11 protein-coding genes are annotated in these 12975 nt (G+C 63.0%); 2 read left to right on the top strand and 9 right to left on the bottom strand.

The genetic code is table 11. From position 1 onward, the window contains the following. Positions 1-90 precede the first annotated feature (90 nt). Entirely contained in the window at positions 91-915 is an 825-nt protein-coding gene (phhA, locus tag Q2K57_RS13435) for a phenylalanine 4-monooxygenase (protein WP_304525371.1), read from the bottom strand. A 360-nt stretch (positions 916-1275) separates the two neighbouring features. Here phhA and Q2K57_RS13440 point away from each other — a divergent pair, with 360 nt between their 5' ends. Further along, positions 1276-2838, top strand: a complete 1563-nt coding sequence (locus Q2K57_RS13440; protein ID WP_112053208.1) for a sigma-54-dependent transcriptional regulator — start codon at positions 1276-1278, stop codon at positions 2836-2838. Between the two features lie 15 nt (positions 2839-2853). On the opposite strand, the gene Q2K57_RS13445 is transcribed toward Q2K57_RS13440, so the two are convergent. The 8 genes from Q2K57_RS13445 to cfa form a co-directional block, all read right to left on the bottom strand. Further along, on the bottom strand, positions 2854-3861 hold the full coding sequence (locus Q2K57_RS13445; protein WP_112053207.1) for a LacI family DNA-binding transcriptional regulator: 1008 nt from the start codon (positions 3859-3861) through the stop codon (positions 2854-2856). Between the two features lie 9 nt (positions 3862-3870). Then, a complete protein-coding gene (rbsB, locus tag Q2K57_RS13450) occupies positions 3871-4752 on the bottom strand; it encodes a ribose ABC transporter substrate-binding protein RbsB (RefSeq protein WP_304525372.1) in 882 nt (293 codons plus the stop codon). 74 nt (positions 4753-4826) lie between these two features. After that, positions 4827-5789, bottom strand: a complete 963-nt coding sequence (rbsC, locus tag Q2K57_RS13455; RefSeq protein ID WP_304525373.1) for a ribose ABC transporter permease — start codon at positions 5787-5789, stop codon at positions 4827-4829. Further along, the gene (locus tag Q2K57_RS13460; protein ID WP_304525374.1) at positions 5786-7312 is read right to left on the bottom strand and encodes a sugar ABC transporter ATP-binding protein; all 1527 of its coding nucleotides are present in this window, start codon (positions 7310-7312) and stop codon (positions 5786-5788) included. The genes rbsC and Q2K57_RS13460 overlap by 4 nt, the downstream gene beginning before the upstream one ends. After that, positions 7309-7728 (bottom strand): D-ribose pyranase, encoded by a 420-nt coding sequence (gene rbsD / locus Q2K57_RS13465; protein ID WP_304525375.1) that lies wholly within the window; start codon positions 7726-7728, stop codon positions 7309-7311. Before rbsD ends, Q2K57_RS13460 begins: the two co-directional genes overlap by 4 nt. A gap of 122 nt (positions 7729-7850) precedes the next feature. Next, the gene (locus tag Q2K57_RS13470; protein ID WP_304525376.1) at positions 7851-9827 is read right to left on the bottom strand and encodes an ATP-dependent DNA helicase RecQ; all 1977 of its coding nucleotides are present in this window, start codon (positions 9825-9827) and stop codon (positions 7851-7853) included. Between the two features lie 125 nt (positions 9828-9952). After that, the gene (locus Q2K57_RS13475; RefSeq protein ID WP_304525377.1) at positions 9953-10867 is read right to left on the bottom strand and encodes a sensor domain-containing diguanylate cyclase; all 915 of its coding nucleotides are present in this window, start codon (positions 10865-10867) and stop codon (positions 9953-9955) included. A gap of 373 nt (positions 10868-11240) precedes the next feature. Then, complete coding sequence (gene cfa, locus Q2K57_RS13480; RefSeq protein ID WP_304525378.1) at positions 11241-12392, bottom strand: cyclopropane fatty acyl phospholipid synthase; 1152 nt, start codon at positions 12390-12392, stop codon at positions 11241-11243. A gap of 215 nt (positions 12393-12607) precedes the next feature. Between cfa and Q2K57_RS13485 the strand changes: the two genes are divergently transcribed. Next, positions 12608-12934: an MTH1187 family thiamine-binding protein gene (locus Q2K57_RS13485; protein ID WP_112053199.1), complete on the top strand. Its 327-nt coding sequence runs from the start codon at positions 12608-12610 to the stop codon at positions 12932-12934. Positions 12935-12975: the final 41 nt, after the last annotated feature.

Genomic DNA, 12975 nt, shown 5'->3' on the forward strand with positions numbered 1-12975 from the left:
CAGGGGTTGGGTGATGATAATGGGCGGTCAGAGATGTCAGGGTGACATCGAATCGGCCGGTCTATTTAACAATGATCAGGGTGGCAATGATCAGGCGTCGACGACTTTGGGCTTGGGCGGAAACTTGGGGTCATGCAGGCCAAGCTCCATGGCGCGATGCACCAGTGCCATGATGTCCTGTCGGGAAAGGTCGTGCAGGGTCTCAAGATCGTCAAGTACGTAATAGAGCGGCTGCAGGATGTCGATGCGATAGGGCGTGCGCAGCGCCTCCAGTGCATTGAAGGCATGGTGCTCGGGGGCATCGGACAGCGCGTGGAGGGTCTCCTTGGGCGATGAAATGATGCCGCCGCCGTAGATGCGTCGTCCCTGTGGGGTATCGACCAAGCCGAACTCCACCGTCATCCAGTAGAGTCGCGCCAGGTAGACCCGCTCCTTGGGGCTCGCCGCCAGACCGAGTTTGCCATAGGTCGCCGTGAAGTCGGCGAAGGCGGGGTTGGTCAGCATCGGGCAGTGCCCGAAGATCTCGTGGAAGATGTCCGGTTCCTGGAGGTAGTCGAGTTCCTCCGGGGTGCGAATGAAGGTGGCGACCGGGAAGCGGCGATGGGCGAGCAGCTCGAAGAAGGTATCGAAGGGGATCAGTGCCGGCACCTGGGCGGTCTGCCACCCGGTGGTGGCTTCTAGCACCCGGTCGATCTCGGCGAGCTGGGGGATACGGGTCTCGGGCAGGGCCAGGCGCTCCATGCCGTCGAGGTACTCCTGGCAGACGCGGTTCTCGAGGATCGGCAGCTGGCGCTGCATCAGGGTTTGCCAGGTGGCGTGTTCCTGGTCGCTGTAGGCGATGTGGCCTTCGGCGTCGGGCATTCGCGCCTGATACTGGCTCGGCTTGGCGGCGATCGGTTGGGTCTGCGTGGCCATACAGCAGTCTCCGGTTGGCGTGCTTTTGTTATTGGTCGTTGCGAGCTGTCGCGAAAGGCACGGCAGTGTCTTGTGCTTCTCGCCTGATCTCAGTCTATGAGAGCCGGGACTCGTGGGAAGTCGCTTTTATGCCACCTGACCACCTGTCTGGCGCGAAAAGCGTCACGAAAAGTTGACGGTTGCGTGCTTGAGACGCCATGAAATCGTCGCTGCCGCTGGTTCATGGCCTTGAAGCGCGTCGGGTGTCACGTTAGCTTTACAGACGAGTCACGGCGCCTTGACGCCCGTGATGCCCGGTGACGCCATGTCGCGCCACGGGCACACCGCTACCTTTAACAGGGATTCTTACCGGACATCGCCATGCGCCTGAAATTTCACTGCCAGAACCGGATCGGCATCCTGCGGGACATCGTCGCCCACTTTGCCGATTATGGCGTCAACGTGGCCCATGGCGAGGTGGGCGGCGATCATGGCAACACCATCTACCTGCACCTGCCGCAGCTGCTTAACGCCCAGCTGGCTTCCCTCAAGCCGACGCTTGAGACCATACCCGGTGTTTTCGGCGTCAAGCGCGTCAGCCTCATGCCCAGCGAGCGGCGTCATCTGGAGCTGGATGCGCTGCTCTCATCGCTCTCCGAACCGGTGATGTCGATCGACATGGACGGGCGCGTGGTGGCGGCCAATCGGGCCGCCGGGCAGATGCTTGGCGTGCGGGTCGACGAGGTGCCGGGCCTGTCGCTGGATCGCTACCTGCCCGATCTGGATCTTCCGGATCTGATTCGGCGCAACAATGCCCGGGTCAATGGCCTGCGTCTCAAGCTCAAGGGCGCCACCTACCTGGCCGACATCGCGCCGCTGCACCGGGAACGGCACGACGATGTGGCTTCGCTTGCCGGCGCGGTGGTGACGCTGCATCGTGCGGATCGTATCGGTGAACGTATCTACCAGGTCCAGCGCCAGGAGCTGCGCGGCTTCGAATCGATCTTTCAGTCGAGCCCACGACTCGCCAACCTGATTCGCGAGGCTCGGCGCATGGCGCCACTGGACGCGCCTCTGCTGATTGAGGGCGAGACCGGCACCGGCAAGGAACTGCTGGCCCGAGCCTGCCACTTGGCCAGCGCCCGTGGCCAGGCGCCCTTCATGGCGCTGAACTGTGCGGGACTGCCCGAGTCGATGGCCGAGACCGAGCTGTTCGGCTATGCCTCAGGCGCCTTCGAGGGCGCCCGGCCGGAGGGTAAGCTGGGGCTTTTGGAGCTGACCGCCGGCGGCACGATCTTTCTCGATGAAGTGGGTGAGATGAGCCCGCGGCTGCAGGTCAAGCTGCTGCGCTTCCTGCAGGATGGCGGCTTTCGCCGGGTGGGCAGCGACGAGGAGACCTATCTCGACGTGCGGGTGATATGCGCCACCCAGCAGGACCTGCCGGGTCTCTGCGCCGAGGGACTCTTCCGCCAGGATCTTTACCATCGCCTCAATGTGCTCTCGGTGCAGGTCCCGCCGCTGCGCGATTGTTTCGACGGGATTGAGGAGCTGGCAGCGCACTTTCTCGACCGCGCCGCGCGCCAGATCGGCTGCCCGCTGCCCGAGCTCTCGCCGGCGGCTCAGGCGAGGCTTTCGAGCTATCACTGGCCGGGCAACGTGCGTCAGCTCGAGAACGTGCTCTTCCAGGCCGTTTCGCTATGTGAAGGCGGCACCATTGAGCCGGCGCACCTGCGCCTGCCTGAAGTGGGCCAGGGGCCAGGGCTCGCCGGGGTGGACTTGGAGGGTTCGCTCGGTGAGATCATGGGCGACGTCGAGAAGCGCGTGCTCGCCGCTCTCTATCCTAAGCACCCCTCGAGCCGCCAGCTGGCGCGTCGGCTGGGGGTGTCCCACACCACCATCGCCAACAAGCTGAAGCGCCATGGGATTGGCGACGAGGCCGAGTAAGGAGCAGGCATGTGATCAGCGTTCGCGCTGCCTGACCGACTCCCGCACTACCAGCCGCGGCGGCAGGGCGGTTAACGGTGCGAAGGGGCGCTGATGCTCCAGGCGGTCGATGAGCTGTGCGATCGCGGTGGCGCCAAGCTCGTAGATGGGCTGATGAATCGTGGTCAGGGCGGGGCAGGTATAGCGGCCGACGTCGATATCGTCGTAGCCGATCACGGACATCTTGTCTGGCACGCTGAGCCCCGCCTCGAGGGCGGCGCGAATGGCACCGATAGCGGCCAGGTCGTTGAAGGCGAACACAGCCTGGGGCCGGTGATCCTTTTCAAGCAGTTCGCGCATGGCGGCATAACCGCCATCGGCCAGCAGGTTGGTAGTGATGATGTGCCTTGAGGGCAGCGTAAGGCCCACGGTTTGGCAGGCGTCCAGCGCGCCGGCCAGGCGCTCCTGGGAGCGCGGGTGGTCGGTGGGGCCGGTGAGTAGCGCGATATCGTCAAGGCCTTGGGCAAGCAGGTGCTCGATGGCAAGCCGGGCGCCCAGGCGCGAGTCGTCGTTGACCACGGCGATATCCGGGCGCGGGGCTGTGGCTGCATCCAGCATTACGGTGGGCAGGGTCTGACGGTTCAGGGCCTCGAGAAAGCCAGGGCCGTTGCGCGAGGTCATCACGATCAGCCCGTCGATGCGGCGCTCGAGGAGCGTGTGGAGATAAGCGACCTGCTTGTCGTCGACGTCGTCGGCATTGCAAAGCATGAGGCTGTAGCCGCAGTCGAAGCAGTGATCCTCAACGCCGCGAATGAGCGCCGAGAAGAAGGGGTTGTCGGCGCTGGTCACGATCATGCCGATGGTACGACTGCGCCTGGATTGCAGCGAGCGCGCAATGGTATCCGGGCGATAGCCAAGCTCCGCGATGGCCCGTTGCACCCGCAGACGGGTCGCGGGTGCAACGGTGCGGCTCTGGTTGACCACGTGAGAGACGGTGGTGATCGACACCCCCGCCTGCTTTGCCACGTCCTTCAGTCGAGCCATGGGCTCTGCTTATTCCTTAGTGATCAGCTTCAGCGGCACCGGGATATTGGCCTCGACGCTTTCACCCTTGAGCAGGGCATCGGCGGTGTTGATACCGAGAGCCCCGATCAGCGCGGGTCGCTGAGCAATGGTGGCGTCCATGAGGCCGTCTTTCACCGCCTGGACACCGGCATCGGTGCCATCGAAGCCGACCAGGATCACGTCGTCGTTGCCGCCAGCCTGCAGGGCACGCTGAGCGCCCAGCGCCATTTCGTCATTCTGGGCAAACACCGCCTGGATGTCCGGATGGGCCTGCAGCAGGTTCTCCATCACGTTGAGGCCTTCGGTGCGGTTGAAGTTGGCCGGCTGAGAGGCCACCAGTTCGAGGCCAGGAGCGGCTTCGATCGCCGCCATGAAGCCTTCGCCGCGATCGCGGGTGGCCGAAGCACCCGGCACACCCTCGAGCTGTACGATCTGGCCTTCGCCCCCCAACTGCTCGGCGATGAAGCCCCCGGCAAGCTGGCCGCCGGCGACGTTGTCGGACGCGATGTGTGAGGCTACGCGACCGCCGTTGGCACTGCGGTCCAGGGTGATCACCGGCACGTTGCGGGCGTTGGCAGAGCGCACGCTGGATACGGCAGCATCGGAGTCGGTCGGGTTCATGAGCAGCAGGTCGATGTCGCGGGACAAGGCGTCTTCGACGTTGGAGAGCTCCCTGGCGGCATCATTGCCGGAATCCAGAACGATCAGCTCGTGGCCAAGGGCCTCGGCCCGCTGTTCGGCCCCTTCCTGCATGGTCACGAAGAAGGGGTTGTTCAACGTCGACACCACCAGGGCAATGCGATCGGCCATGGCGTTGCCACTGAGACCGATGCCCGCGGCGACGGCGGAGGCGAGTAGCAGTTTCTTCATGGTCTGGCTCCTAAGGTCTTGTTATGCAGAGTGTTGTCAAACATGTTGTGAAGCACAGGCGTCGTGCTGGCGTGTCACGACGAGTTTGACCGGCTGTCGAGCAGCACGGCCAGGAGGATGACCGCGCCCTTGGCGATCATCTGGAAATACGATGACACGCCCATGATATTGAGCGCGTTGTTGAGCACGCCTATCACCAGCGCACCGACCAGGGTGCCGAAGATGCGCCCACGGCCCCCCATCAGGCTGGTGCCCCCGATCACCACCGCGGCGATGGCGTCGAGCTCATAGCCGGTGCCGGCGGTGGGCTGGGCAGACCCCAGGCGGGCGGTCAGTACCACGCTTGCCAGCGCCGCACAGGCCCCGGAGATCGCATAGACGCTGATCTTGATGCGGGCGACGTTGATGCCGGATAGGCGCGCCACTTTCTCGCCGCCGCCCACTGCATAGACATGTCGGCCGAAGCGGGTGTGATGCAGCACGCCCCAGCACAGTACGAAGACGAAGAACATCAAATAGATGGGAATGGGCACGCCTAGCCAGTAGCCGCCGCCGAGCTGCCAGAACAGGTCGGCGGCCGGCGTGGTGCCGATTGAGATCGGGCGCCCATCGGTGAAGACCAGTGCCGCCCCGCGCAGGATGGTCATGGCCACCAGGGTGACGATGAAGGCCTGGATGCGCCCGAAGGCCACGAAGGCCCCGGAAATGGCACCAAGGCAGGCGCCGGCGGCAACGGTGCCGGGCACGCCCACCCAGGGTGTCAGGCCTGAGGCCGTCATGGCGCCGGCGAAGGCGCCCGTCAGGGCGAGCACCGCGCCCACCGACAGGTCGATGCCGGCGGTCAGGATGACGAAGGTCACGCCCATGGCGATGATGGCGTTGATGCTCGACTGACGCAGCACGTTGAGGATGTTGTCGACGGTCAGGAAGTTGTCGCTCAGGGCGGCACTGACGATGACCAGCAGAGCAAGCGCGAGGAAGGCCTTGTTGTCGATCAACAGCCGGGTAGCGGTCTTGTTCATGGTGAGGGTGCTCATGGGGTGACGGTCTCCGTGGCTGCTTCGCTGTGGGCAGCGGCGGTCATGATGGTTTCCTGAGTGGCGTCTTCGCGGTTGAATTCGCCGCTGATGCGGCCATTGGCGAGCACCATGATGCGGTCAGAAAGGCCCAGCAGTTCGGGCATTTCCGAGGAGATCAGCAGCACGCACTTGCCCTGGCGCTTGAGCTCATTGATCAGCAGATAGATCTCGCGCTTGGCTCCGACATCGACGCCGCGGGTGGGCTCATCGAGAATCACGGTGTCCGGTTGGGTCATCAGCGCCTTGGCCAGGGAAACCTTTTGCTGATTGCCGCCGGAGAGGGTGTCGATGGGCTGGTGCATGTCCTGCAGCTTGATGCGAAAGGCCTCGATATAGTGCGCCACCGCGGCGCGTTCACGTCCGGCGTTGATCAGGCCGAGCGGGCCGCAGAAAGCGGGTAGGGCGGCGAGCGACATGTTGTCGGCCACCGAGTGCTCGAGCAGCAGCCCGGCCTGTTTGCGGTCTTCTGGCACATAGACTAGGCCTGCGCGCAGCGCCTCCTGGGGCGAGGCGAAGCGCACTGATGCTTGCCGAATGCGGACTTCGCCGCCCTTGATGGGCACATCGCCGCAAATGGCCTGAGCCATCTCCGTGCGGCCGGCCCCCATCAGGCCGCCGAAACCCAGCACTTCACCGGCCCGGGCCGAGAAGGACACCTCGAAGACGCCGGGCGCCGACAGTCGGTCGACGTTGATCATCTCCTCGCCGAGCGTCGGTGGTTCATAGGGATAACGGTCGGCGAGCTCACGCCCCACCATCTTGCGGATCAGATCGTTCTCGCTAAGTGCCGTGGTCGGCCCGTCATGCACCAGTTGACCGTCGCGCAGCACCGCGACGCTATCGCACATGCGGAAGATCTCGGGCAGACGGTGGGTGATCATCACCAGCGACTTGCCTTCCTCGCGCAGTGCGGCGACTACCTGCTCGAGGATATCGGTCTCGATATCGGTCAGGGCATCGGTGGGCTCATCCATGATGATGATTTCGGCGTCCAGCGACAGGGCGCGTGCGATCTCGACCATCTGTTGCTGGCCGATGCTGAGACCGGCAACCGGCGTGCGCGGATCAATATGCTGCTTGAGGCGAGCCAGCAGCTCGCCGGCCTGACGGTACAGCCGTGCCCAGTCGACGGTACCCAGGCGGGTGCGCGGTTCACGGCCAAGGAAGATGTTCTCGCCGGCCGAGAGACCACCAACCAGGTTGAGTTCCTGATGAATAATGGCGATGCCGGCATCCATGGCCTGGCGGGGTGTAGCGAAACGGACCTTGTCGCCACGCAGCCAGATCTCGCCGGCATCGGCCTGGTGGACACCGCTGAGCACCTTCATCAGGGTCGATTTGCCGGCGCCGTTCTCGCCAGCCAGTGCCTTAACGCGGCCGGGATACAGCGCGAGATCGACGCCCTCTAGCACGGTGACGCCGGAAAAGCGCTTCTCGATGCCTTGCAGCGCCATCAGCGCCTGGCGCGTTTCGGCGCTCAAAACGGCACCCCACTGTGCAAGGCAACGTTGGCGTAGGGTGTGCACTCACCGGTGCGAATCACCGCCTTGGCCTTCTTGAGCGACTGCTTGAAGGTGTCGTGAGACACATAGGATGCCTCGACCGGGTGGCCGTCCCTCGCCTCAAGCTCGGCCAGGCGATGCTGGATGTCGTCATTGAGTGCCGGGCTGTGAGTAGTTATTTCGTTGGCGAGGGTCACGCTCTCGACGCACAGCTCTTCGAGCAGTGCATCGAGCACCGGCAGGAAACCGGGCAGGCCGGGCGTTACCGCAAGATCGATACGCGGCACGTCGGTCGGGATCGGCAGTCCCGCATCGGCAATCACCAGGGTGTCGGTATGTCCGAGCTCGGCGATCAGGGCATTGAGCGGGGCATTGAGCAGGCCATGACGTTTCACGGGATTCACGCTATAGCTGAGAATTCAGGTCTGCATTGTAACGCGCAAACGTTTGCGCCACCGATGGGCCAAACGTCTAAGCCAGGTTCGGTTGACCTCTTGGGCGTTTTGAGAAACCTAGATCACGACGAGGGTGTCGGCTGGGCGTCCAGAAAAGCCTGCACCTCGGCGAAGGGGTAGGCTTCCAGCGCGGCGAAGCCCTCCAGACGACGCGCCTTGAGACGAGTGAATACCGGCAGCGTAAGGCCGCACAGAAAGCGCGCCAGCAGTGCCGGGGAGGGTGGCGCACCGAAAAGTTCGCGATAGCGCTCGCTGAGAGGTGCACACCAGGCCGTGACCTGATGTGGCTGCAGCGGGGGAAGGGGAGTGCCAGGCGGCAGTTGGGCGGGGCCCTGGCGACATACTGAACAATGGCCGCAGTGCTCGGGAGCCCGGTCGTCGCCGAAGTAGCTGGCCAGGCGCCGGCTGAGACAGGTTTCGCTCTCGAAGAGCTCGAGCATGGCATGGATGCGGCGGATCTCGCTGTGCTCCTTGTCCTGAAAGTAGGCGCTGAGCTCCCCGGTCAGGCGCTCGGCGTCCGCCTGGGGGGCGAGCACCTCGTAGACCTCGGTCATCTGCTTGCTTTCGACCTCCAGCCAGCCCTGGTCGCGGCAGTAATCCAGCGCGGTGATCACCCGCGCTCGGCGGGTGTCCAGGCCGCGTTCCTGGCCAAGCCGCTCGAGGGTCGCGAAGTCCAGGGTGTGCCAGGTGCGGGCGGCGGTGCTTGAGTCGACGATGGCCTGCAGGAAGGCCTGGCGCTCTCCGCTGAAGCGCTCGACCAGTGCCGCCGGGCCGCCGGGGAACTTGAGCCGGTAGTCGGCGAAGTAGGCATAGCGCGGGGCAATGATGCCGCGCAGCTCGAGCTGCACCAGCAGGGTCTTGAGCGGCAGAGGGCGGATGTTGCTGTCCTGGGACAGCGCATTGAGCATCAGCTCCCACTGGCCGCCGGGCGCTGCCAGAGCCTCACCGATCACCCCTCGGATACCGTCAGGCTCCGGGGTGTCGCCATAAACGAAGTTTTCGAGCACGTTCAGGGTATCTCGCCCGCCCAGCACCAGGCATTCGGAAGGCTTGCCGTCGCGACCGGCGCGGCCGATTTCCTGGCTGTAGTTTTCGATCGACTTGGGCAGGTCGAAGTGCACCACCTGACGAATGTCGGCCTTGTCGATGCCCATGCCGAAGGCGATGGTGGCGACAATGCAGTTGACCTGGCCGCCCATGAAGTCCTGCTGGACCCGGTCGCGGGTCTCGGCGGGCAGGCCGGCATGATAGGCCGCGGCCTGGATACCGGCCTTGGCGAGATAGGCGGTCAGGCGCTCGGCGCTGTGCTGCAGGGTCACGTAGATGATGGTGGGGCGCGATACCGCCTCGGCAAGACGGGGCCTCAGCCACTCGACCAGGGTGCGGGCGCGTTGATCCGATGCCACCGGCATCACCGCGAGATCCAGATTCGGTCGATAGAAACCGGTGGTGGTGACGTCTTCGTGGGCGATGGCGAAGCGCTCGCGCATATCCTTTATCACGCGAGGGGTCGCCGTGGCGGTCAGCAGCAGCACCTGGGGAATGCCGAACTGGCGCTGATAGTCGGGTAGCTTCAGGTAATCTGGGCGGAAGTTATGGCCCCACTCCGACAGGCAGTGCGCCTCGTCGACCACCAGCAGCGAGATTGGCACCCGAGCGATGAAAGCACGAAAACGCTCGTTCTTGAGCCGCTCCACCGAGATCATCAGGACGCGGATCTCGCCGCGCTGGACGCCTTCCATTACGCGAGCCGTTTCCTCGCGGCTCTGGCTGGAGTCGATGCTGGCTGCGGCGATGCCGTGGCGAGCCAGGAAGGCGAGCTGGTCCTGCATCAGCGCTAGCAACGGGGACACCACCAGCGTCAGGTTTGGCAACGTGAGCGCCGGCAGCTGATAGCACAGCGACTTACCGGAGCCGGTGGGGAAGATCGCCGCCGCACTGCGCCCTTCGGTCACGGCCTCGATCACCTCGCGCTGGCCGGGGCGGAAGTCGTCGTAGCCGAAGACGTCGCGCAGGGTCTGCTGGGGTGTCGGGGTCATGGGGGCTCCTGGGGCTGATCCTGAGGGCTGGTCGTGAAGACGCTGGTCATACTGGCTAGGCGGCGGTTGGCTTAAGCACACCCAGCGCAACAGGATACAGGTCCAGCCCGGTACCTGCCGCTCTGTCAGCCGCCTATCACGAGATTGCGGCCTCGGCGCTTGGCCGCATAGAGCCGCTGGTCGGCGCGCTCGAGCAACTGGTCGCGAAGCTCGCCGATGCGATGCTCGGCAATGCCGGTGCTGATGGTGATACCGCCATTGGGCAGGCCGAAGTCATGGTGGGCGATTTCGCGGCGAAGGCGTTCGGCCAGGCCCTTACAGTGGGAGAGCGGCGTCAGTGGCAGCAATACGGCGAACTCCTCGCCGCCTAGCCTGGCCAGGCAGTCCTCTTCTCTAAACAGGCCATGGCACAAATCGGCGAGGCGGCGCAGCACCTTGTCGCCTTGCAGGTGGCCCCAGGTATCGTTGACGCGCTTGAAGTGATCGATGTCGATAATCATCAGTGACAGGGGCGTGCCATGTCGGTTGCTCAGAGAGATCTCCCGTCTCAGGTGGCACATCAGCTTGCGCCGATTGGGCAGGCCTGTGAGGTCATCGGTGTCTGACAGCTCACGGAGATGAGCCTGGTACTCGATCTGCTCGCTGATGTTGACCATTAGACCATTCCACAGGGTGCCGGTCCTCAAGCGCTCAGGTATAGCACGCACGGCGATCCAGTATTCTTCGCCTCCTGGCTCGCAGTGACGAAATTGCGTAGTCAAGGGCATCAGTGACTTGGCCGAGCGCTCTACGGCGACCATCAGGCGCGGAAAATCGTCAGGGTGCACATGGTCGAAGGCATGGCTGGCATCTTCGAGTAGGCGCTTGCGCTGCTCTGCATCGCCGAAAACTGCACTGTCGCCAGCCAGGTAGGGAAATCGCACCTTTCCGTGATGGCTACGATAAAACTGGAATACGATACCGGGCAGGGACTCGGTCATGGCCTTGAGTCGATCCAGGTCGTGCCTGGTGTCATCCAATGAGGTGTCATCAAAAGCCATGATGCTATCTCTTTGCCAGGGCAGTCGGGGCCGATACGAAGTGCATGAAGCACTCCTGGATGGGGTAGATGCCTTACTGCCTCAAGGTGCCTGAGGGGAGGCGATTAGCATCACCGCGCAATATTATATGTTTATTTATTAGTAACGCACTGTACTACTGGTATGACGGTTTTTGTAAGAGATTGTAGCAATGGCTTGGCAACGTGAGGCTTCCAGCCGCTTTCACGGCAATACGATAGGGGGCCGGAGCTCGGCGGAATCGGCGATTGAACCTAAGGCTCAGAACGTGGAAGGAGCCGCGGGCAAGCAGGCCATGGCGGCCTGATAGGCTTTGCCCGCATGGGCTTAAGGCTTAAGTGGAGCTAGGTGGGGCTCAACGTGCGGCGTCATAGCGGCCCTCACATCCCATGGAAAACACTATTTGCCAGAGCTGAAGGTCCCGGGCTCGGAAGGCACCGGCACAGGCAGAGAGGTAGTAGCGGAACATGCGTCGAGTGGTGTCGTTGTAACGATCGGCTATTTCCGGCCAGCGTGCGGTGAAGTTCTCGAGCCATGCCATCAGGGTTCGGTCGTAGTCGGCACCGAAGTTCTGCCAGTCCTCCATCAGCAGATAGCTCTCGCTGGCGCGGGAGATATGCATGGCGGAAGGCAGTACGCCGTTGGGGAAGATGTACTTATGGATCCACGGGTCGGCGCTAATCTCTGAATTGTTGGAACCGATGGTGTGTAACAGAAAGAGTCCGTCCGGGGTCAGCAAGCGAGCGACCGTGTCGAAGTAGGTCCGATAGTTGCGATGCCCAACATGCTCGAACATGCCGATCGAAACGATTCGATCGTACTGTCCTTCGAGCTCGCGGTAGTCCTGCAGGTGGATCGTGACTGGCAGGTCTTGGCAGCGGTGGCGTGCCAGTTCGGCCTGCTCCTTGGAGATGGTGATACCGGTAACTTCCACCCCATAATGGCGAGCCGCATGTTCGGCGAAACTGCCCCAGCCGCAGCCGATGTCGAGAACTTTCATGCCCGGGGCGAGATTCAACTTGCGAGCGGCCAGATCCAGTTTGGCGACCTGGGCTTGATGAAGCGTTTCGGCTTCCTTCCAGTAGGCACAGGAATAGCAGAGAGTCGGATCGAGCATGCGCTCGAAAAGGTCATTGCCCAGATCGTAATGGGCCTCGCCGACAATATAGGCTCGCGCCTTGCTCTGCAGGTTGAAGAGACCGTTCTGCAGGCGGTACAGCATGCGTTCGGTAGGTGTGTGGGCGCGTTCACCTAGGCCATGGCGCAACATGCGATGGATCATCTCGTCGATCCGGTCGCATTCCCACCAGCCCTCCATATAAGCTTCTCCGAGCCCCAGGGTGCCCTGGTGGAGCATGCGCGAGAAAATATCTGGATGCAGGACCTGCATGTCCCAGGGGGCCGAACCATTCAGGGCCACTCCTGAACCCTCCAAGAGTTGCTGGACGATCCGTCGGGCACGTGTATCGGGTAAGGCGATGGCTCCGATGCGCGGGTCGCTGGTCATGGCTGTCTCCTGATCCGTCAGACAAGAGGTAATGCGGATGGGCCTGCCAAGTTGCTGTCCCGGATCCTTTACTACCCTTTGTTCATCCAACCGGTTTATCTAACTTGTGTATCAAACATAGCCAATAAGCTGCCGGTAAGCCTAATCCCTTCGTTTAACGTGGCCGGAAAACCGGTTTTAAAATCAATACCCTCATTATGACAAGGAGAATCGCCATGCGCGTGATCGTTGATCTTTGCGTGGTACCACTGGGTGTCGGTGTGTCGGTGTCACCCTATATCGCGGCCTGCCAGCGAGAAATCGAGGCCGCCGGGCTAGAGCACAGCATGCATGCCTATGGCACCAACATAGAAGGCGGCTGGGATGAGGTCATGGCGGTGATCAAACGCTGTCACGAAGTGGTTCATGAGCTGGGTGCGCCTCGCATTACCACGACCCTTAAGCTTGGGACACGCACCGACCGCGAGCAGCACATGCAGGACAAGGTGAGCAGTGTCGAGACCCTACTGGCCGCTCAGCGCCAGGGAGAGGACCAGGCCTGATCATTGGCGCTGACGTCTTGGCATGTCTCGAATCGGCATGT

It is taken from the genome of Halomonas sp. I5-271120 (genome assembly GCF_030553075.1).
GTDB lineage: Bacteria > Pseudomonadota > Gammaproteobacteria > Pseudomonadales > Halomonadaceae > Onishia > Onishia taeanensis_A.